This is a genomic window from Virgibacillus sp. M23, assembly GCF_034190895.1.
GTDB classification, from domain to species: domain Bacteria; phylum Bacillota; class Bacilli; order Bacillales; family Amphibacillaceae; genus Virgibacillus; species Virgibacillus salarius.
The window spans coordinates 1-21,817 of the sequence record NZ_JAWDHA010000070.1; the positions used below are offsets into that span (position 1 = coordinate 1).

Annotated in this window: 15 protein-coding genes and 2 pseudogenes; 11 read left to right on the plus strand and 6 right to left on the minus strand. The window is 36.4% G+C overall.

Annotated elements, in window-relative coordinates:
* A pseudogene (locus RVS70_RS18905) lies at positions 1-232 on the minus strand (IS5/IS1182 family transposase); the annotation flags it as partial.
* Positions 233-634: 402 nt separating this feature from the next.
* Between RVS70_RS18905 and RVS70_RS18910 the strand changes: the two are divergent.
* The 5 genes from RVS70_RS18910 to RVS70_RS18930 all read left to right on the plus strand — a co-directional run bounded on the left by RVS70_RS18910 (position 635) and on the right by RVS70_RS18930 (position 5,054).
* A complete protein-coding gene (locus RVS70_RS18910) occupies positions 635-1,012 on the plus strand; it encodes a GntR family transcriptional regulator (protein ID WP_121604347.1) in 378 nt (125 codons plus the stop codon).
* Positions 1,012-1,893: an ABC transporter ATP-binding protein gene (locus tag RVS70_RS18915; protein ID WP_026682095.1), complete on the plus strand. Its 882-nt coding sequence runs from the start codon at positions 1,012-1,014 to the stop codon at positions 1,891-1,893. Before RVS70_RS18910 ends, RVS70_RS18915 begins: the two co-directional genes overlap by 1 nt.
* Complete coding sequence (locus RVS70_RS18920) at positions 1,874-2,482, plus strand: ABC-2 transporter permease (RefSeq protein ID WP_121604348.1); 609 nt, start codon at positions 1,874-1,876, stop codon at positions 2,480-2,482. Before RVS70_RS18915 ends, RVS70_RS18920 begins: the two co-directional genes overlap by 20 nt.
* A 356-nt stretch (positions 2,483-2,838) precedes the next feature.
* Complete coding sequence (locus tag RVS70_RS18925) at positions 2,839-3,426, plus strand: TetR/AcrR family transcriptional regulator (RefSeq protein ID WP_026682097.1); 588 nt, start codon at positions 2,839-2,841, stop codon at positions 3,424-3,426.
* A 146-nt stretch (positions 3,427-3,572) separates the two neighbouring features.
* Positions 3,573-5,054, plus strand: coding sequence for an MFS transporter (locus RVS70_RS18930; RefSeq protein WP_205601751.1), 1,482 nt, complete (start codon positions 3,573-3,575; stop codon positions 5,052-5,054).
* A 364-nt stretch (positions 5,055-5,418) separates the two neighbouring features.
* Here RVS70_RS18930 and blaI read toward each other — a convergent pair whose 3' ends face one another.
* From blaI to RVS70_RS18945, 3 genes and pseudogenes are all read right to left on the minus strand, one after another.
* Positions 5,419-5,811 (minus strand): penicillinase repressor BlaI, encoded by a 393-nt coding sequence (gene blaI, locus RVS70_RS18935; protein WP_026682098.1) that lies wholly within the window; start codon positions 5,809-5,811, stop codon positions 5,419-5,421.
* 95 nt (positions 5,812-5,906) lie between these two features.
* Positions 5,907-7,676 carry a BlaR1 family beta-lactam sensor/signal transducer gene (locus RVS70_RS18940; protein WP_026682099.1) on the minus strand — a complete coding sequence of 590 codons (1,770 nt, stop codon included), beginning with the start codon at positions 7,674-7,676 and terminating at the stop codon, positions 5,907-5,909.
* Between the two features lie 336 nt (positions 7,677-8,012).
* A pseudogene (locus RVS70_RS18945) lies at positions 8,013-8,162 on the minus strand (IS110 family transposase); the annotation flags it as partial.
* A gap of 77 nt (positions 8,163-8,239) precedes the next feature.
* Between RVS70_RS18945 and RVS70_RS18950 the strand changes: the two are divergent.
* The 3 genes from RVS70_RS18950 (at position 8,240) to bla (ending at position 11,635) form a co-directional block, all read left to right on the plus strand.
* Positions 8,240-8,371: a hypothetical protein gene (locus RVS70_RS18950; protein WP_255637589.1), complete on the plus strand. Its 132-nt coding sequence runs from the start codon at positions 8,240-8,242 to the stop codon at positions 8,369-8,371.
* A gap of 57 nt (positions 8,372-8,428) precedes the next feature.
* The gene (locus RVS70_RS18955; RefSeq protein ID WP_026682101.1) at positions 8,429-10,504 is read left to right on the plus strand and encodes a peptidoglycan D,D-transpeptidase FtsI family protein; all 2,076 of its coding nucleotides are present in this window, start codon (positions 8,429-8,431) and stop codon (positions 10,502-10,504) included.
* A 201-nt stretch (positions 10,505-10,705) separates the two neighbouring features.
* The gene (gene bla / locus RVS70_RS18960; protein ID WP_026682102.1) at positions 10,706-11,635 is read left to right on the plus strand and encodes a class A beta-lactamase; all 930 of its coding nucleotides are present in this window, start codon (positions 10,706-10,708) and stop codon (positions 11,633-11,635) included.
* A 422-nt stretch (positions 11,636-12,057) separates the two neighbouring features.
* Here bla and RVS70_RS18965 read toward each other — a convergent pair whose 3' ends face one another.
* Positions 12,058-12,936, minus strand: a complete 879-nt coding sequence (locus RVS70_RS18965; RefSeq protein WP_321134430.1) for a LysR family transcriptional regulator — start codon at positions 12,934-12,936, stop codon at positions 12,058-12,060.
* Positions 12,937-13,037: 101 nt separating this feature from the next.
* Between RVS70_RS18965 and RVS70_RS18970 the strand changes: the two genes are divergently transcribed.
* Complete coding sequence (locus tag RVS70_RS18970; protein WP_026682104.1) at positions 13,038-14,219, plus strand: MFS transporter; 1,182 nt, start codon at positions 13,038-13,040, stop codon at positions 14,217-14,219.
* A 149-nt stretch (positions 14,220-14,368) separates the two neighbouring features.
* On the opposite strand, the gene RVS70_RS18975 is transcribed toward RVS70_RS18970, so the two are convergent.
* Complete coding sequence (locus RVS70_RS18975) at positions 14,369-15,124, minus strand: metal-binding protein ZinT (protein ID WP_321134431.1); 756 nt, start codon at positions 15,122-15,124, stop codon at positions 14,369-14,371.
* 443 nt (positions 15,125-15,567) lie between these two features.
* On the opposite strand from RVS70_RS18975, the gene RVS70_RS18980 reads away from it, so the two are divergent.
* Positions 15,568-16,746 (plus strand): multidrug effflux MFS transporter, encoded by a 1,179-nt coding sequence (locus tag RVS70_RS18980; protein WP_026682106.1) that lies wholly within the window; start codon positions 15,568-15,570, stop codon positions 16,744-16,746.
* Positions 16,747-17,156: 410 nt separating this feature from the next.
* Positions 17,157-21,356 (plus strand): endo-alpha-N-acetylgalactosaminidase family protein, encoded by a 4,200-nt coding sequence (locus tag RVS70_RS18985; RefSeq protein WP_321134432.1) that lies wholly within the window; start codon positions 17,157-17,159, stop codon positions 21,354-21,356.
* Positions 21,357-21,817: the final 461 nt, after the last annotated feature.

Genomic DNA, 21,817 nt, shown 5'->3' on the forward strand with positions numbered 1-21,817 from the left:
GCCTAATCAGGTCTTTGATTGTTACAATTCGCTCCACCACACGAGCGATTAATGAGTAGATCATGGCACCGTAATTCAGTTCTCTTGGGGCACCAACTTTATTAGGTTTATCAAATAAATTCAAGATGGGATCCAAATTGATTGTTGAAAAAACAGCTTCAAAATGATGGGTAGGTTCCATCTCATATAATTCGTGTATGTCAAACAAGCTTTGTTGTCGTATAATAGACATAGGGGCATCTCACCTCTCTGTTTATGTTTGTGTGGTAACTAACATTATACAGGATTTGGGGAGGTGCTCTAATTTTTATGTCTTTAAAGTCTTGAGCCCCAAGGGCTCTATATTATGAAATTAACTCTTTTAATTTTTATTTTTATTTTCCTTTAATCCGTTCTCGCTTGATTTTCAGCCTCATTATTTGGCTTTTTACGTTTGACGTGTTTGTCTACGATATGCTTCCAGTTATTTTTCACGTTCCATCTATCCATTCATTGTGGTTCCACTATCAATTGTATCCGTTAACTGTAAGATAAAATTTTCTATTTACTCATTAAATAATATTGTAAATCAATTACCTTTTGTGTATTATGTATATAAAGTATATATACAATATATCTAAAAAGAGGTATTTGCATGCAAATTATAATTTCAAATAATGTAAAAGGACCTATTTATGAGCAGATTTATACGCAAATAAAGAAGCATATTTTGACCAATGAATTGCAAGCCGGACAGTCTTTACCTTCCATGCGTCAATTAGCTAAGGATTTAGACATAAGTGTCATTACAACTAAACGAGCATACGAAGAACTAGAAAAAAATGGTTTTATCTTTTCGATAGTTGGAAAAGGCTCCTTCGTATCTGAGCAAAATAATGAGATAATTCGAGAACGAAAAATGAAAGTGATAGAAGAGCAATTAATGGACGCCATTCAAAATAGTAAAGAAATAGGTCTAGAGTTAACAGAATTAGAAGAACTGCTTAGGATGCTCTTTAAGGAGGAAGCATAATGGAAAGTGTAATTGAGCTAAATCAGGTAAATAAGTCGTTTAACGGATTTCAACTAAAAGACTTATCTATATCGGTTAAGAAAGGCTTTATTACTGGTTTTATAGGTGGTAATGGGGTTGGTAAATCCACGACGATCAAGTTGATTATGAATTTATTACAACCCGATAGTGGAACTGTTTCCCTTTTCGGCTTGAATTACAAAACACATGAAAAGGAAATAAAACAACGAATCGGCTTTGTGTTCGATGGTAATATCTTTTATGAAAATAGTACATTGGCCGACATGAAGCAAATGATTAGCCCCGCTTATAAAAATTGGGATGATTCCATTTTTGTTCAGTATGTAGATATGTTTGAGCTGCCACTAAAGAAAAAAATAAAAACATTTTCAAAAGGGATGATGATGAAGGCTTCTTTAACCTTTGCATTATCACACCATGCTGATCTAATTATTATGGATGAACCAACATCTGGTTTAGATCCAATCTTTCGCCGAGAGCTGCTGGATATTCTTCATAATCTGATGCAGGATGGTGAAAAGACGATATTCTTTTCAACACATATTACGACAGATTTGGATCGGATAGCGGATTATATCACCTTTATTCATAATGGACAGCATCAATTTACAAAAGCGTATTACAAAATCGAAGAAAACTATGCAATTGTGAAAGGTGAGACAAACCTATTAGATCGGGATACAGAACAGGAATTTCTAGGGATTCGTAAGACAAATTATGGTTTTGAGGCATTGACGTCGAATAGACAACGTACAGAAAATATTTTTGGCGATACGGTCGTTATCGAAAAGCCGACACTTGAAGATATTATGCTATATACAAAGAAAGGAAAAGAACGTTATGCTAAATCTTATTCGTAAAGATATTTTATTACAGAAAAATGGAATCTTAATTCTGTTACCTGCCTTATTTATCTATTTGTTTTTTGGTACTTCTATTACCTGGGGAAGTATTGTATTTTCTATTGTAATCATTATGGATGTTTTTTCAAAGGACGAAAAATCGTCAACAAATTTACTGTTGAACGCTTTGCCTTATACACGAAATGAAATAGTTAGTTCGAAATATATTGGTGCCATTATATTAATGACTTTCGTTCTCCTAACTATTTCTGTTGGAAATTGGATTATACATAGCGAAATGGTGCAATGGAAGCAATTACTTTTGATTACAAGTATTGTCGTCATCTTTATTTCATTTGCTTTTCCTTTCTGTTATCTTTTTAAAAGTCGTTATTTAATGAATGCGTCTATTGTTTTGTTTTGTCTTTATCTTGTTATCGTTAATACATTTATCGTAGATTTGAATGATCGAATTAGAAATATCGTGCATACAATCTTGTCATTAGAAAATACGCAGCTGTATTTATTCGTGACCTTATCAGTCGTTCTGCTTTACGTTATCTCATGGATACTTTCTATTCGTATTTATAGAAGAAAAGTATTTTAATGGTGTTGAAAAAGGGGTATTTAACTTGTTTTCAACAGAACTTTAATCTTCCATATTGTAACTCAGTTAACGGTGATAATGGAGTAACAAAAGAGTAGTATGTCGTTTCATGTTTTTAATAACCTACGAACAGTGCAAAAAAGGAGTGAATTCAATTTGGACCCACTCCTTTTTCTAATCAATAGATTTCCATTTCCCTGTTTTATCCCGCATATAACTGACAGTAAGACCCTCACTGATTGAAAGCTTACTTTATTTACTCATAATGAAAACTTGACAAATAGCTTATGATGCATTAATATAAGAAAAAAACAATGTTAGTTGTTAATAACTATCATGAAAGGAGTAGTTGTTATTTGAATGAAAAAACTAAAAGTACCGCAGATAAAATCCTATCAGCGACAATCCAATTAATGTCTGAAAAAGGGTATAAAGCCGTAACAATTAAAGAAATTGCAGCAAATGCGGGTATGAGTGAAATGACTGTTTTTCGAACCTTTGGAACAAAAAAAGCAATATTAGAAGCCATAATCGATAACTACCTATACACAGGGCCTATAGAACAACAGATCCAAAAAAATATCACATTTAATTTAGAAGAGGATCTACTAATGATAAGTATGTTGTATCATGAACTATTGGCAAAAAATAGACAAATTTTCTTAATTTCCATTATGGAACGTAAAACAATGCCCGATATTCATGTGAATGTCCACAAGAATGCAGCTAAATTTCTAAAAGTAGTTATCGACTACTTAAAAGTGATGCAGGAAAAGGGCAAGGTAGTTGATGGAGACCCAGAAATTCAAGCGTTAACATTAATGCAATTTAACTATGGGAAGTTTGTTGCTGAAACACTACTGGAGGACTCGTCCTCTACATTACCACAGGAGGATTATCTTCGAGAGGCGATAACTATAATTGTTAAGGGATTAAAGCCTTAATTTTTTTTACGATTCAATGTTAGTTATCACTATCTAACATTGAAGTGTTTTCGTTTCTTTCCCTCATTACATAAACTTAATGTTAGTTTCTAATAACTAACTGACAATGTTTAACATAAATTAAATATATATAAGGAGTGTGTTGAATGAAAAGAATGGAAGATAAAGTTATTTCGGAGATTAGTGGGCAGCGCCGTTCATATCCTACTGTCACGCTCATCGTTGTGCTTGCTGGAGTGCTTGTCATAGCAATGTCAATTGCTGGAACAGCAGTAGCAGTTCCACAAATAGGCGTTGATTTGAGCGTATCCGGTGCCCCTTTGCACTGGGTGGTTGCAGCTTACAATCTAACATTTGCTGCTTTTACGCTAGTATTTGGATCGCTGGCGGATTTATTCGGCCGTCGGCGTACATTTATCATTGGATCGGCTCTTTTTGTCATTGGATCGCTTATTAGCGCAATCTCGAATAATATTTTTCTGATGGACGCTGCTCGTGCACTAGCTGGCATCGGTGGTGCAGGAGTGATGGCAAGTGGTGGTGCAATCCTTGCCACTACATTCAATGGTCCAGCTCGTATGAGAGCATTCGCTGCGTTAGGAACGATGGCAGGTGTAGGTATTGCCATTGGTCCATTTTTGTCTGGTTGGTTAGTTGGCGAGTTTGGGTGGCGTTCCATCTTTCTTATTTATTTAGCCATTGGCGTACTGATTCTGATTGGTACTTTGTTCATATCTGAGTCGCGAGGAGCTCAGAGCGTCAAAGTAGATTGGCCAGGGATGCTTACTTTTATCGTAGGGTTCACGCTAATAATGTTTGGCATCATGCAAGGGCCAGAGATTGGGTGGGGAAGCCCGGTAATTCTTACAGTGTTTGTGGTTGGAATAATATTACTTTCAATTTTCGTTTTCGTTGAGCGACGAAGTACACATCCTGTTCTTAACTTAAAGCTGATTAAAAATACAAGATTTATGGCTTGGTGTATTAGTACACTTATAACATCAGTTGGTTTTCTCGGTGTACTGGTCTTCCTTCCAGTCTACTTACAAGGGGTGAATCAGATCTCTGCTGAAGAGGTTGGTGTTATTATGCTGATACTAACGGCACCAGTATTAGTGATTCCCCAGCTTGGTGGCTGGTTAGTAAATCGGGGCGTTTCCACTCCGGCTCTTATTGGGCTAAGCCTTTTGTTAATAGCTGCTGGTAATGCCTGGTTAACGGTGATTCATCCAGGTGTAAGTACAAGTGATTTATTTGGTCCCTTGCTAATGATTGGAGTCGGAATGGGAATTTCATTTGGTATTACCGATGGCCAGGCTATGAGCCTCGTAGACCAAGAGCAAGTTGGAATGGCGGCAGGTTTCCTTAATACTATTCGAGGTGGTTCTGAAGCATTAGTTATTGCTGTGTTTGGTGCAGTATTAGTCACATTGCTTCAGGTACGGGTGAAATCAGCTGAGCTTGCAGAGCAAGTAGCAGCAGGGGTTATTACTAGTTCAGACTTAGGATTTCTCTCTGAACAGTTCACCGAAGCATGGCAAGTTACACTATGGGGCGTAGCTGCAATTTGTGCTACGATGGCAGTTGTCGTTTATGTAATGCTTGTAGTGCCTAAGCGCTATTCATAGGAATAGTAGTTATTCAAGATTTTAGTATACAAACTTGTAAATGATAAATCTAAAGGAATTTAACTATCGAGTCAATAAAATGTCGAAGATCTATAAATGTTACTATTTAATTTCCACTATAGGCGGAGGCTTTTCACATACTGCCTAAAAGCCTCCTTGTCACTTCTTACCTAGTCATGCTCTCCTGCGTATTTGGTTCCTATTTATAGTAACATTACAAAACTAATGTACTTCATTGTATGTTACAGTGATGATATTTGGTTTACTAAGAACGGTGGAATAAATAAATTAGCTACGGTTATACAAAAACTCTAAAAAATGTACGATTTGACTTATACCTATTTTTTAATAGTTTTCATGTACGTCATTCATTTTTCTTTTTTGTAGGCTTTTCATCCAGAATGGACCTTAACTCCTTAATATCATCTTCTGATAAAGAATCTTCCTGGATAAACTGTACTAGCATTGATTTTAATGTTCCACCATAAATTCGCTGAATAAAGGACTTTGCCTCTGCATGTTGACAATCATCCTGGGTGTAAAGCGGAAAAAAGGTGTATACTCTTTGGTTTTTATTTACTCCGACAACCTTTTTATGAGCAAGACGATCCAAAAGTGTGCGTACTGTTTTCGCCTTCCAGTCCTTCTGTTCCTGCAAGGATGAAATGACTTCGTTGGCTGTCTGTGGGGACTTTTCCCAAAGCACATTCATGACTTCCCATTCTGCTTCCGATATACTAGGTACTTTATTTGTCACACTAATCTCCTCCTGCTTAAAATGCGCCCGTTTAATGTACAAAAATTTTTAGTATGTGTATACTAGGCTTTTTCAATTAGCATTAACCTTAAAAGCTAATATATATCCTTATCTCTTAAAATGGATAATGTTATTTCAGCTGCCTTACTTCCGTAGGAGCTTGCTTCATTTTGTATGTTCGTTGCAAAGAAGAAAGTATCCGCTTCGGTCTCGACATATCCTATGAACCAACCACTAATATTTTTGCCATTGACACTACCTGTGCCAGTTTTTCCTGAGAGTATCATACCATCTTTTTCCTCTAATTTAATTGCATCTTTTACCGTTTGGATATTCTTATCTTTAAATCCATATTTGTTTGTATAAAAGTCTTTCAGTGCATTTACTTGTTCGATTGGAGATACTTTCAAGGAAGACTCCAGCCAATAGTTGGATAATCCAGCAGAAATATCTTTATTACCATAGTTTATTGTCTTTAGATAAGCTTGGATGTTGTCTTTAGAAACATGTTGATCCAATCTTTGAAAATACCAAGAAACAGAATTTTTCATTGCTGTAGTTAAATTTTGATCCTGATTCCAAGAATCATATGGATATTGCATCCCATTCCACTTTAACGTGGAATTTTCGTTTGTTATGACATTTGATTCTAGTCCAAATAATGCGCTATAAATCTTATACGTAGAATTAGGAGAAACTCTTAATGTGCTTTTCTCTTCATTATAAATACGATATGTCTCATCTTGTATACTATATAATACAAAGCTTCCTTCATAACCCACAAAATAGTTGCTTAAATCCTCGTAGATTGTTCGTTCATGCTTAAATTTATGATGATTATCTTCAGCTGTCGTAGCAGAAATGATCGGAATTTGACTCGTTACAAATAACCCTACAAGCATAAAGATAGCTAGACTTTTCAGCTTCAACAGCTTTGATTCGGTTGTATACGATGCAATACTTTCAATACGCCTTTTAATCTGCCTTTTTGACCCGTTTAGCTGATTTGTCAAAATAAAATGCTCTCTGCTCTGGGAGTTTTTATCAACAAAATTAATAATTGTATTTCCATAGACCCTATATTTCTGCTTATCTAATAACTTCAATACAGCAATATCGCAGGCAATTTCACGATCTAATCTCATTTCTTTAAAAGCAAACCAAACGAATGGATTAAACCAGTAAACAATTTGATACATGACAACAAGGTAATTTATTGCAATATCTTTATATTTATAATGATTCAGTTCATGTAGCAAAATGTATTTAATTTCCTCCATCGATAGCCATTTTTCAAAATGGCTTGGCAATACAATATAAGTTTTAAATAGACCAAATGTCATAGGGGATTTGACAAGCGGGGATATTCCTATATTTATTTGTTTTGTTACATTTAACCGTTGTTTACATTGTTCAAACAAACTTAGAATTTCATTATTCCCAATGCTATACGTAGCGCGCTTTATTTTTTTAAGTTTTAACCACGAATGGATTGTTAGCGCAGTGAAAAGCAGCATGCCTAGTATCCAAATTACGACTAGTATTTCATTTAGGGCTGTAAGATCCATTCGATTAACAGAGACTGAAAAGTCCTGCATCCAGTTTACCTCCGCTTGAGGTTCTTCAGCCAAAGTTGTAGATGATGGTGTTTGATTTGCTTGCTTACCATCCATCGACAAATAGTTTCCAACATGAAGGTAATGAGTTGGTATGAAAGGAAGCGTCAACGCAAATAGCAATAAAAACCATAAATGATATCTCCATTTGGCGGAGAGTTGGTTTTTAAACAATTTTCTAATTAACGTAATAACTACAACAGTAAAAGAAGACACCATAAAACTTATCATAAAGTGGATAAAATCCATGCTATTCTCTCCAATTCTTGACCATCTTAACTTTCGTAGCAATGATTACTAAAAGATAGAATCACATAATGAATATATAAAAATAGTAGCACTTCATGATTGGTTAAGCAATCTACCAAATTTATGTAAACAGTGCAATTACAAGAAGTAAACGTACAACCTATATAGTAGATCGCCCCTTCTAGATGATTGTCACAACCATATTTCAAGGGATCTTGTTTAATGATCTTTGTCCATTTGACAAAAATAGATTACGACTGTAGTATTAGACTACGGTTGTAATCTGTATGTAGTTACTTAGGTGAGAGATTGTACAAGAAGAATCTAAGCAAGCTAAGTAAAGACAAGAGCTCTTTTGTGTTGATGCTTCGGTACTTCTTCATACTTTTTCCCATAATATTCGCTATACTCAGGAATCAGCCTTCTTACCGAGTTAGCGACTTCAACTAGATAATATCGGAGATACTGATTTCCATTCGTCTTGAGACCCCACAGCGAACGTTTTTTGTGAGCAAAAGGCTCAAGCCATGCCCACGGAAAGCGTCCGTCAGGAATGAAAAGCAATGAAATGGTTTGGGAAGGATATCAGCAAAATGGACACAAAAAATCCTAAATTGCTTTTAGTAATGATGATTAAAGATGTCAAGCAGAGAGGAGGCACGGCTATGTTATCCCAAAATGGAGAAAATCCTTAAATCGCTTCAATAGGTGCCTATTAATAGAGTGATTTTTAAAGGGAGTTTGTTGAAACAATGGAAAAAAGAGATAAAAGAAAACATCCGTTTACCTTACGAGTTAGCATTTTATTTCTTCTTATATTCTTCTTATTTACAATATTAATTTTTCGGCTTGGGGTTGTACAAATTTTAAATGGAGACAGCTTCCAAGCAGAAATAGACCGAACAACTCAAGATACGACGAAAATGCCGGTACCACGTGGGAGAATATATGATCGTTACCATCGCGTTATTGTAGATAATCAACCACTATATGCGATCACTTATATGCCGGCAAAAGGGGTACAAGCACAAGAAAGATTAGAGGTCGCGGAAAAATTATCAACCTTTATTTCGATGTATCATGGCAAAAATAAGCAAGCTCAATTAGATACGCTAACCTTACGAGATAAAAAAGAATACTGGTATTTAAAGCATATAGATGAAGCAAAAAAACGATTAATGGAAAAAGAAGTAGCTAGCATGGACCCATCAGAACAATATAGTACGATTTTGAAGAGAATAAATAAAGAGGAAGTTAACGACATAACAGAAGAACAGTTAAACATTATCCTTATAAAAAAAGAATTAGATAAGGCGATGACCTTAACACCACACATTGTAAAGAATGAGGGGGTAACACCAAGTGAATTTGCCAAGGTTTCGGAACATTTACATGAGTTACCTGGAATTAATGCAACGACAGATTGGAAACGAGCATATCCTTATGGTGATACGATTAAAAAATTGTTAGGGTCCATTACATCTCATAAAGAAGGGATTTTAAAGGATAAAAAAGACTTTTATTTGACACGTGGCTATAGTCCGAATGACAGAGTTGGAAAAAGCGGATTAGAAGAGCAGTATGAGGCTGTTCTAAGAGGAAGAAAGGAGCAGATGAAGTATACGATCAATAAAAGGGGGGAAATAGTTGATTCCAATATTGTGGTTGAAGGTCAGCAAGGGAAGGATTTAGTTTTAACGATCGACATAGCACTCCAGGAAAAAGTTGATCAGATTGTACGTGATGAATTGAAAGCAATTATTAAAAAATATCCATATGAAAATCGTCATATGGAAGACGCGCTAGCCGTTGTTTTAAATCCAAAAACCGGTGAGTTGCTTGCCGTTTCTGGACAGCATTATGATCGCAAGCAAAATGCATTTCGTAATACTGCGTACAAAGCATTGTATGATCAACATATACCAGGTTCTGCTGTGAAAGGGGCAACAGTATTAGCCGGTTATCAATCGGCTGTAATAGCTCCGGGAGATACGTTTTATGATAAACCATTAAAAATTAAAGGAACACCAGAAAAAAGTTCGTATACTGATTCAAGCCTTGGCTTGCTTAATGATCAGGATGCTTTAAAAAGATCATCTAACGTGTATATGTTTTACATCGCCTTACGTATGGGTGGAGAATATCATTATCAGTATAATCAACCTGTTACATTTCAAAAAGAGGCGTTTCAAGAAATGCGGAATTATTTTTCTCAATTTGGACTTGGTGTACAGACTGGAGTTGACTATCCTTATGAGGGTACAGGATATAAAGGTCCTAATCCCGTAGCAGGTAATCTCCTGGACTTTGCTATTGGACAGTATGATACATACACCACTATGCAATTAGCTCAATATGTTTCTACGATTGCAAATGATGGATTACGTGTTCGGCCTCATTTTTTGAAAGAAATTCGGCTCCCTAATCCTTCTGAAAAACAGCTCGGTTCTTTGTTTAAGAGCGTAAATACAGATGTACTGAATCGGGTTGAAATGAGTCAAAGTCAGATTAAACGTGTCCAAGAGGGCTTTCGACGTGTATATCAGGAGCCCGGTGGAACCGCATATCGCGAATTTGGTGATAAATCGTATAATCCTGCAGGAAAAACAGGAACAGCAGAAAATGAGATTAATGGCAATTATACGGAGAATCTCACTCTCATCGGATATGCACCATTTGATCATCCAGAGGTAGCTTTTGCAATTGTCGTACCACACACTGGTAAAGGCGAACATGTAAACAATAAAATAGGCGAACGAATAATGGATGCTTATTTTGAATTGAAAGAAGAACGTCGTGAACCAAAAGATAAAGAACAAACCGAATAAATGTCGATATGCTTTTGCATTAGCTAATAGTTACCCAATTATATATACACGCTTTTGCTACGATAGGCAATACTAAGACCCATATGTTGCATCTAATAATCTTGCCAATCACCTTCATGTCACGCTGTGAACGATGTAGGAGTAATCGACGAGAAGGAGTTATTAGGAATAAAAAACATATAGAAAGAAGGAAGATTTTTCATGAAAGTATGTACGCAGCTTTGCCGATCAAATAAATATAAGTGGACAGGAATTTTATTACTGTTAGCATTTATTGCTTTAGTAGGTTGCTCGAAAAATGAGGTAAGTAATCATAGTAACCAAAAGAAGCAAGAAACTGACATCAAGGCCACTTTTAGCAAACTTGAGAAAGAATTTGATGCCAGACTTGGTGTGTTTGCTCTAGATACTGGAACAAATAAAACGATAGCTTATCGCTCAGAAGAACGTTTTGCATATGCTTCAACGCATAAAGCCTTAGCGGTGGGAGCGCTGTTACAACAAAAATCAATGGAAGATTTAGAACAAAGAATTACCTATACTAAAGATGACCTTGTAAATTATAACCCAATCACAGAAAAGCATGTGGATACAGGGATGACGCTAAAGGAGCTATCCGATGCTTCTATTCGTTTTAGTGATAATACAGCAGCTAATCTTATATTCAATCAAATAGGTGGCCCTAGTGGATTGAAAGATACACTGAGGGGTTTAGGGGATGAGGTTACTAATCCCCAGCGAAAGGAACCAGCATTAAATGAATTTACACCAGGAGAAACAGCTGATACTAGCACACCAAAGGCACTTGTTACTAGCCTCCAAGCTTTCACACTTGGAGATGTACTTCCAGAGGAAAAACGAACGATATTAGTAGATTGGCTTAAGCGAAATACGACGGGAGATAATTTGATTCGTGCAGGTGTTCCAAGTAATTGGGAGGTTGCAGATAAAACGGGAGCTGCTTCATATGGTACGCGAAACGATATTGCTATCATTTGGCCAACAAAAGGTGATCCGATTGTTCTTGCCATACTTTCTGATCGGGATAAAGAGGATGCTGATTATAATGATAAGCTTATTGCACAGGCAACAAAGAAAGTAATAGAACTTCTCTATTTAGATAAAGAGTAGGTTGGAGCAATCTAAATATAACAGTAAATTTCTTTTAGACTAGAATCGGGACGTACTATTCGTATGTCTTCTCGATTCTTTTTTTGTTAGGTATGTTATAGTTTTATATTTCTTTATTTACGTATTAGAGATTTAAGCGTTGCATATAAAGGTAGTGAAAGATCTAATACTTGGTTATATCGCCTTGTGCCTATGAACAAGGGAAACGCTAAATCTTTGATCACGAACTACTTATGATAGGTATCCCATTTACCCCACATATAACTAGCAGTAAGCCCCTGACTTCAAGCAAAAAAGTGAACCCAATATTGGTAAGAGGGGGTTCGACTGCTAGCAAATGTCCGATTGATTCAATGGTCTTTAGGTCATTACTACCAATCAATGGGGATAAACAATCCTCCACGGATGGAAGTTTCACTTTATTATTTAGGTTGATCGAAAGTATGTTTAGCAACCTTAAGAAACTCTTTTACAGCGGGAGATGCATTTGAAATTGAACTGCAAGCTAGTGCAACTTCACGCCAATTAATAATATTTAATTTACCTATTTTAATAGTTTGCTGTGTTTTTAGAAATAGCGCTGGACCGATTGTAACTCCGAGCCCTTCCTGTACCATATTGGCTATTGTATTACAGTCATGTACTTCGAAGCGGATAACAGGTTTAACATTTGCTTGCTTAAACAACGCTTCTACATGTGCTTGGTACATACCTGTTGGCATGATAAAAGGTTCATCTTGTAAATCTTGCATATTTACCGTTTGTTTGTTAAAAAACTTATGTTCTGGATGAAAAGCGATAACCATTTCATCTTTTATTAGAGGTACAAGATCAAAGTCTGAGGTCGATCTATCCTCCACAACAAACCCTATGTCTATAATTCCTGAATTCAGCCATTCGGTAATTTCTTCGTATGTCCCCTCATAAAATCTAAATTCTATTTTAGGATGCTTTTTTTGAAATTTTGCAAGTATTTTTGGTAATAAACAAGAAGAGGCGCTCGAAAAAGTACCAATATGAATCGTGCCTATTTCTAGATTAGTTGCTAGAGCTACTTCCTGGTTTATTTTTTCCATATTATTTAGCACTTCTCTCATATGAGGAAGGATTTTTTGCCCCAATTCTGTAAGTGCTATCCCTTTTCGGCGATCACGAATTAATAAGGTCACACCCCATTCTGATTCCAGACTGGCAATAGCATGACTTACAGCTGATTGGGTCATATTTAACCTTTCCGCGGCTTTGGTAAAACTCCCCACCTCCATCACTTTCGTTATAATTTCAAAGCGAATAAGACTCATGAGTTATTACTCATCTCCTTCATTAAAAATATCAATTTTACTTATGTTATCACAGGGCATAAAATGAGAACAAGTCTTGAAGTGATAAGGAGCTGTAGAAATTGAATAAAAAACTAAATTTAAATATATTTTTACTTGCTTTAGGAGCATTTGTTACAGGTACTGCAGAGTTTGTTGTTTCTGGAATTTTAGAAATTATTTCTGTTGATTTAGATATAACCATTGCATTAGCAGGTCAATTGATAACCGTATATTCTTTGTCTTATGCTATAGGAGCACTCGTCTTGGTTATGTTAACTGCAACATTTGAACGAAAAAAAGTATTATTATATTCCATCTTTACATTTATCTTAGGAAATATAATTGCATGTTTTAGTTATGACTACGCTTTACTTATGATATCACGAGTTATTATGGCTATGAGTGGTGGATTGTATATTGTAGTTGCAACGAATTATGCTGCTCAAATTTCTACGCCTGAAAAAAGAGGTGGTGCCATAGCAACTGTTATCACGGGCTTTACCGTTTCGTTAGTACTTGGAGTTCCAATAGGAACATATTTAGCAGCTTATGTAGATTGGCGGTATATCTTTCTAATTATTGCCTTCATCACGGTCCTTATTTTATATTTCCTTTACAAAAGATTACCTTGGATTAAAGGGAATACGCCACTCCCTTTTAAGCAACAAATACAGATAATCAAGGATAAGCGACTATTTACAGGGTTACTAACTACCGTATTTTGGATTCTCGGATATACAATGGTGTTTGCATATATTTCGCCGTTATTAGGTACAACTGCTGGATTATCTATAGAGATGATTAGTGTCGTATTATTCGTTTTAGGTACGTTTGCTTTTATTGGCTCTCGATTTGGGGGGTATGCAGTAGATAAATGGGGTCCAAATCGAACGATATCAATTAGTTTATTCATTCACGCAATGGCTTTATTTTCTTTAACGTTTACAACGCAGTCAACAATAGGCGTTTTTATTACCGTAATGGTTTGGGGAGCAGCTACTTGGACAACAACACCTGCGAAGCAATTTTACCTTATTACATTGAAGCCGGATTCGTCTGAAACGATACTAAGCTTTAATACAGCATTGATGAATGTTGGGATGACTCTTGGGGCTGCTTTCGGAGGTATAATCATACAGTATATTTCCATTTTATATTTAAGTTGGATTAGTGGTTTATTTGTAGTTCTAGCTTTAATTTTCATTACATGTTCGTTTCACTTAAATAAAATAAAATCAACGAATGTACACATAGACAACTAGCACAGTAATGAAAAAGGGGTAATCGGATTATTGGATGGAAAGAGGTTAAGAGCTGGCTCTATCCTCGCAATTTTCCGAATACCCTAGTTATCAACTGCTACGACTATCATATTCTAATACATAATTTACATATGTCTAACCATGATTGGTTAATGTGCCATCATTTCATGGACAATATCGTGACCATCCATTTCTGATGGATAGTAGGTTGGCCAGTTGTTGACTTCTTCCAGTAAATCTTCACGGCTGTCACCCCAATATAGGTGGTAATGCCCAGCTTCGTTTGGATAGATACTATGATCACTGAATTGAATATACTGAGGAAGCTCTTCAGTTTCTTCAACTAGTTTAAATATGTATCTTACTCCCCTATTTCCCGCGTCATATGTTAGGATTTCGTACCCATCATAGGTATATTCACCTGTATATTTATCGCCATTTTTGAAGAACGTTACCATATCCCCTTGAATTAGGATACGATCAACATCCGTTTGATAGCCTTTATTATAATATTTCTTATACGCTTCAGCTGTCTTATCACCTTCATTTTCAGCCTTATAAACGAATACCTCATCAAGCGTCCCATCTTGTAAATATGGATATACAGATTGCCAGTCACCTTCCCAATCTGAGAGTGAACGATCTTTCACTTGACTGTCTTCAAAATACCCTTCGTAAATTTGTTTTGTTTCTTCATCAAGTGCATGACTGTGGTCGTGATCATGGTCGTGATTATGATCATGCTCATTTGTATTATCAGTTGTTTGCTCTTGCTGTTTAGAAGTGTTGCCGGATGATGATTTTTCATTATCTTCCTTAGATGAGCCTGAATTTTGACACCCTGCTAATACTAGTAACGAACTAATGGTTACTATGCTAAACCATTTTATAAATGAAATACGCATAAATACTCCTCCTCATAAATCGTAATGATTACGATTTAGATTATACATATATGGAGTGCGAACGTCAAGACAAAATGTATCCATCCTTACTGAATGAAAATCTACTTTGCATAGGATAGGTGCCATGTCATCTTCATAGTCTTTCTTTTAGAAAGGGTTTTTGGATATGAGAGGTTAATAGATAACAATCCAAATATAAAAAGGGGAGAGTTAAATGAATACCTTTTAATTTGGGCTGTGACAAAACTAAAGAGGATAAAATAGCTCTTTCAAAAAAGGATAAAAACTCCTATAATATTATCAGACTATGCTCTCCTACTTTTATTGCATACGAAGGTGATTTAATAATGCTATTTTATAATCGTATATTAATAATGATACCGCCCTTCCCCTAGCTGGTCTCTTTGTTTTTAACATAGACCATGCTTGTAGGAGGGCAAAAAATGAAAAAATATACAGCACCATCTTTACTTTTAATGATTGTTCTGGTGGCTTTTCCACAAATTAGCGAAACAATCTATACGCCAGCTTTGCCGGATATTGCTAATGCGATTGGTGCTACAAATAATTCGGTGCAGTTAACCTTAAGTATTTACTTTATTGGTTTCGCCTTCGGGGTTTTCTGTTGGGGATGGGTCTCTGATTTAATCGGCCGGAGACCAGCAATGCTAAGTGGTTTAGTTTTCTATGGAATAGGAAGTGTGATGTGTTTTTATTCTGAAACCGTTACTTTCCTTCTTGTTAGCCGCTTCATTCAGGCTTTTGGGGCAGCTACTGGGTCAGTTATTACGCAAACCATTTTACGAGAAAGTATGTCTGGAAGTACAAGACATGTTATGTTTGCACAAATATCTGCAGTTATCGCTTTCACACCTGCAGTAGGTCCACTTATCGGTGGTTGGGTGGATCAGGAACTTGGGTTTAAGGCTGTCTTTTTAGTGCTTGTTATAATGAGTATTTTGTTGTTTATCTATGCTTTTTTCAGGCTACCGGAGACAACGAATGGTTTAACAAGAAAACGAGTCGCCATTTTGCCTGTTGCTAAACGAATTGTTTTTTCTCCACGTGTCTTTGTCTTTGGATTGCTAATTGGTGGTATAAACGGAATTTTGTTCAGCTATTATGCGGAAGCCCCCTTTATCTTTATGGAACACTTTCATATGTCTCCAGGTATGTTTGGTTTCCTAGGTATAATTGTGGCGTTGGCATCTATTATTGGAGCTATAATCTCAAGAAAATTATTAACCATATATCAGCCAGAGAGAATTATTCACCTTGGATGCTTCGTAATGATTGTAGGCTCTTTGTTATTAACATTGGCCGTTATTTTCACAGCTTCATTTAATCTAGCATTACTGCTAGGTATTTTAGTTGCAGTTTTTATCATGTTAATAGGAGCAGGTATTGCTTTACCAAACTGTTTGAGCCTTGCGCTTGTGGATTTTCAAGATGTTATAGGAACAGCCGGGGCAGTTTTCAGTTTAGGCTATTACATGTTAGTTAGTTTAGTAACGACGGGAATGAGTTTTCTTCATAATGGTTCATTGATTACGATGCCATTATATTTTTTGAGTATAAGTGTTGTTATGTGGGCACTTGGTAAAAAGTATATTTTGAGATAATAAAGAATTGAATTGAATTGAATTGAAGAGAAGCGCCTTGTTCCCAAGGTGTTTCTCTCTTTTTCTGTTTTAGTAACAAGTAATTAAACGGGATTAGGTAATTGGCTGCTTTTCAAATAAAAGATTCATATAACTACTTCGCACTATCTCTTTAATGAACTAATAAATCTAATAATAAGCAATATTCATAAAAAATAGAACAACATCTTTGTTGTGAAAGCGTTTCAACAACGTTAACCTTAATTTGTAACCGTGCAATTGTAGGGAGGTTCCTGTTTTATCCCGCACATAATTGGCAGTAGTGAGGTTAAACAAAACCCCAACTGATTGAAGTTTCACTTTATGGAAATAAACCTACTTGTCCTCCCAATCTAATTTAAGTTATTAAAATAAAGGAGGTAAATGGATCAATGATAAAAAAATGTGCACAGAAAGTATGTACAGTGTTACTAGCATTTATGTTAACTGTTTCTTATCTAAGTATAATTAATCGCTCATCAGCTTATGCAGAAGGTTGGAATCAAGATACTTCTGCTGGAGATGAAACAACTGAAATCACACAGCAAAAGGGGAACAGCAACATGAGATCTGCAGTGGAGGAGAAAATTGGAAAAAAGGATGAAAATTCAAAAGAATCACCAAGCGGGGAGGGATTACAAACTATTGATTCTACTAGTAATCAGACAGAAATTAATGATGAGAACTTGGAAGAAGGGGACTTAGAAATTATTCAAGGTGACGGTACGATAACCTATCACGATGATGGGTCTGCAACATTTGGAATTACATCGAGCGGAAAAAATAAAATAGTCTATAAAAATATGGAAGAAATGAAAAATGGTATTTTTGAAGCAGACATTACATCAGATACAGATTTGAATCGTTTCGGAGTTATTTTTCGAGTACAAGATCCCTCTGCGTATACGTATGTGGGAACGGAGGATCAGAACAATCAGTACTTCCATGAGCTCTTCGGTCCAGTGAACAAATGGACTTCGCTAACGAAAGGGATGGCGATAGAGGCAGACCAAACATACCATTTGCGTGTACGATTTATTAATGATTCAGCAACGCTCTTCATTAATGATGAAAAAATAGGATCATGGACGCAGTCTGGTGGTGTAGATAAAGCGGGATTAATTGGCTTAGAGAAGAGCCGCGGAGCTGCTAATATTACGATTTCGAATGTGCATATGAAGGAGTACATGCCTCCAGATCCACCAGATCTAGAGCCAATAGAGCAGACAATAAGCTCAGATTATATGAATGTAACAATTGATGAAGTGTTTCCTAGAGTAATCAAATACTCTGTTGGTAACAGTGTAATGAATGGGCAGCTATCACCAGTTTATGGATTAAAAATAAATAATATGCTTTACTATCCTGAAGTAAGCTTTGAAAAGGTTAGTGATCAGGAAGTGATTTATACGCTAGCTGTTCAGGATGAGTTTGAGGACCTTGATGCTACGTTTACCCTTTCACTAAAAGTGAATGGCAATAAGGTTGTTTATAGCTTTGAGGAAATAAATAATAACGGGAATACCACCATTGAAACAATCGAATTTGCAGATATGAATTTTATCTCAGTAAATGCTTCGCAAGCTGATGCAAATGCTAAATTAACCAATCTCAGTAGTGATGTTACCAAGCCCGGTGATACGACTGTGAATGTAGACTCATCAATGGAGGAAATAGGAAGTTCAAAGGGGTACTATGCTGCCTTCCTGTCAACAAACGAACTAAGTGCAGGGGTATGGTCCAGTTCAGAAGTAGATGGCTACCATAACTTGATTGCCAACCGGTACGTAAATGGTAATGGTAATAAAGCGCTAGGTATTGCATCCAACGCTCTTTATTACCATAGGGAGTTTATGTCAGAACCATCCTCTAATAAGCCGACCATAAAAATTGCCATTGCAGAGGATTTAAACGCAGATAACAACGTAGATTGGCAGGACGGAGCAATTGCATACCGTGATATTATGCAGACGATTAAGGGATCGGAAAACGTAAACAATAATGTAGGCATGCGCATTGCCATGAATTTTGGCTCACAGACCCAGCAGCCATTTCTGAAAACGCTAGACAATGTTAAAAAGGTAGCACTTGCAACAGATGGATTAGGACAGGCTGTTCTGCTTAAAGGTTATGGAAATGAAGGACATGACAGTGCTCACCCAGATTACGGTGATATTGGCGAGCGTATGGGTGGTTCAATAGATTTAAACAAACTTATTGAAGAGGGTCATCAGTACAATGCGGAATTTGGTGTTCACATTAATGCCCAAGAAACGTATCCAGAAGCAGATGCTTTTAGTGACGATTTGATTAACGGTCCTAATGCCAAAGGGTGGGGGTGGTTAGACCAGTCATACACTATTGATAAATTGAAAGATTTGTACTCGGGTGCACGTGCTCAAAGATTGGATGAATTAAAAGCAGCCGCACCTGAACTTGATTTTATATACCTAGATGTTTGGTATCAGGATCAATGGGAGTCCGATCGGATTGCTGAGCAAATTGTGGACAGAGGGTGGAGGATGACAACAGAATTTGGTACAGCTGTTCCAAATTATTCCACATGGCAGCATTGGGCAACGGACAAAAATTATGGTGGCTCAGCAAGCAAGGGTATTAACTCTGAAGTGCTTCGTTTTATTAGTAATCATCAAAAAGATTCCTGGGTACTAAATTGGCCAGAAGTGGGAGGTACAGCGGATCATCCATTACTTGGTGGATTTGAGTTAGCTGGTTTTGAAGGATGGCAATCGGATAAGAACTTCGATCACTTCATTCGCATGACATTTGATACGAATTTACCGACGAAGTTTTTACAAAAATATTATGTAATGAATTGGGAAACAACAGAAGGTGACCCAACGAAAACCAATTTAGAAAAAGCAATCAAGTTAAAGGATCCAAGCAATGGAGATCAAGTTGAAGTGAGACGAAAAAATGATTCGAGAGAACGAATCATTCGTCTTAATGACAATGTCATACTTGACGGTCATACGTATTTGCTGCCATGGATCGAGCAGGATTTCGAGAAACCAACACCTGATTCTAATAAACTATATCACTGGAATTTGGAAGGTGGAGAGACTACATGGACACTTCCGAATGAATACGAGGATGCTGCGAGTCTAAAAGTTTATAAGCTAACAGATCAAGGTAGAACGGATATGCATGAGGTAGAGGTAGTTGATAATCAAATTACACTGAACGCGGAAGCAGCAACTCCTTATATTATTGTTGCTGGCGACGATCAACAAATAAAGGTTGAGGAATGGAGTACTGGTAACCATATTCATGATTCTGGGTTTAATACAGGGACAATTAAAGATAAGTTTACAAAGGTTAAAGGTGATAAGAAAGCTGTCAGTGTAAATAGAACAGACCAAGCAGAGGATGCTCGAAATTTAAGCAGTGGCGACTATTATTTGAATATGGACAGTCCGAAAAAAGAGACAATTGTAACTCGAACGATAACCGATTTAGAACCTGGAGCGGAATATGTAGCAGAAGTATATGTGGAGAACAATAGTGATGGGCAGGCTTCAATTTCTGTTATGGGTGGCGTAGAGGAGGTTAGCAATTATACATTGCGTAGCTTACAAAAGAACTACGTAAAAGCTGATTCACATGCCACAAATGATGGATACAACAGTAATATGCAGCGGATGCAAGTAAGTTTTATCGCTGAAAGTGATACAGCTATATTATCGCTTGGCCGTGAAGCCGGGGAAGGGAATACAAGATTTGATGACATCCGAATTGTGCAAAGTTCATTGAATAATTACAGCTCACCAGGTGTATTTGAACAGGATTTTGAAACAGTTGTCCAGGGAATTTATCCTTTTGTTGTAGGTAATACAGAGGGTGTAGAAGATAACCGCATTCACTTGGCAGAGCTTCATACACCATATACACAAAAAGGTTGGGCAGGCAAAAAAATAGTTGATGATGTACTTGAGGGGAATTGGTCTCTGAAGGTGAATACCGGAAACAGTGGATTAGTATACCGAACTATTCCACAACACTTTCATTTTAAACCAGGTGTAACGTATAAAGTGAGCTTTGACTATCAAACAACTGCTGATTCGTATCGCTTCATCGTTGGTGACCAAGCGATTGATGTTCGAAATATCGACAAGGCAAATGGATTAACAACGAATGAATTACTCCCAGCATCTATAAAAACAAACACAGCAGAGTTTACCATTACTGGCTCAGAAAATGGTCAAACCTATATCGGTCTCTTTAATGATGGCACATCCGTAAATATGGACACTGGGGAAGGTACATTTATATTGGATAATCTTCGCATCGAGCAGGCAGTACCAGTATCAACAATAGCCGATTTACGTGCATTAGTTGACTATTATGATGAAATTGGTGCTTTTAAAAAGAAAAGCACTGTGCATGCTTTGAACATACATCTGACCGTGGTGGAACGATTTGAACAGAAAAAAGAAGAAGAAAAGATTGTGAAACACTTGAAAGGGTTTAAGCGGTTACTTGATCGACAAAAAGACAGAGGTTATATCACAAATGAAGCTTATGGTGGCCTTATTTCTGGTACCAACAGTTTAATTGGAAAATGGCAATAGAAGACGGATTTTTACATGAGCAATTTGTATAATTTGCTTAGGATTCATTTCTTATAAATTGGCTTTGCATGCTTATTTTTATTTATATTAATTAAGGGGCTGGCATAAATGGCTTATAAGGAAAGCTTTTACTTGTGGAACACCAATTGAAGCTTTGGCAATACAATATTATTTATCTACAGAAACGGTTAAAAAAATAGTCTATTCTAGATGAATGAAAGGCACTGACAAATCACTTGTTAGTGCCTTTCATGATGTCAAAAACGTTTCATCATTGTTTTAGGCATAGCTATTTATAAAACGATTTATTTAAATAGAAGATAAGTTGATATGGTTGAGTTAATTTCATAATATAGAGCCCTTGGGGCTCAAGACTTTAAAGACATAAAAATTAGAGCACCTCCCCAAATCCTGTATAATGTTAGTTACCACACAAACATAAACAGAGAGGTGAGATGCCC

What these genes read in the sequence shown, in the direction of transcription:
- RVS70_RS18915 (WP_026682095.1), top strand. Translation starts at nt 1,012, where the DNA reads ATGGAAAGTGTAATTGAGCTAAATCAGGTAAATAAGTCGTTTAACGGA.
- RVS70_RS18975 (WP_321134431.1), bottom strand. Translation starts at nt 15,124, where the DNA reads ATGCGTATTTCATTTATAAAATGGTTTAGCATAGTAACCATTAGTTCG.
- bla (WP_026682102.1), top strand. Translation starts at nt 10,706, where the DNA reads ATGAAAGTATGTACGCAGCTTTGCCGATCAAATAAATATAAGTGGACA.
- RVS70_RS18910 (WP_121604347.1), top strand. Translation starts at nt 635, where the DNA reads ATGCAAATTATAATTTCAAATAATGTAAAAGGACCTATTTATGAGCAG.
- RVS70_RS18940 (WP_026682099.1), bottom strand. Translation starts at nt 7,676, where the DNA reads ATGGATTTTATCCACTTTATGATAAGTTTTATGGTGTCTTCTTTTACT.
- RVS70_RS18930 (WP_205601751.1), top strand. Translation starts at nt 3,573, where the DNA reads ATGAAAAGAATGGAAGATAAAGTTATTTCGGAGATTAGTGGGCAGCGC.
- RVS70_RS18985 (WP_321134432.1), top strand. Translation starts at nt 17,157, where the DNA reads ATGATAAAAAAATGTGCACAGAAAGTATGTACAGTGTTACTAGCATTT.
- RVS70_RS18980 (WP_026682106.1), top strand. Translation starts at nt 15,568, where the DNA reads ATGAAAAAATATACAGCACCATCTTTACTTTTAATGATTGTTCTGGTG.
- RVS70_RS18950 (WP_255637589.1), top strand. Translation starts at nt 8,240, where the DNA reads ATGAAATGGTTTGGGAAGGATATCAGCAAAATGGACACAAAAAATCCT.
- RVS70_RS18920 (WP_121604348.1), top strand. Translation starts at nt 1,874, where the DNA reads ATGCTAAATCTTATTCGTAAAGATATTTTATTACAGAAAAATGGAATC.
- RVS70_RS18965 (WP_321134430.1), bottom strand. Translation starts at nt 12,936, where the DNA reads ATGAGTCTTATTCGCTTTGAAATTATAACGAAAGTGATGGAGGTGGGG.
- RVS70_RS18955 (WP_026682101.1), top strand. Translation starts at nt 8,429, where the DNA reads ATGGAAAAAAGAGATAAAAGAAAACATCCGTTTACCTTACGAGTTAGC.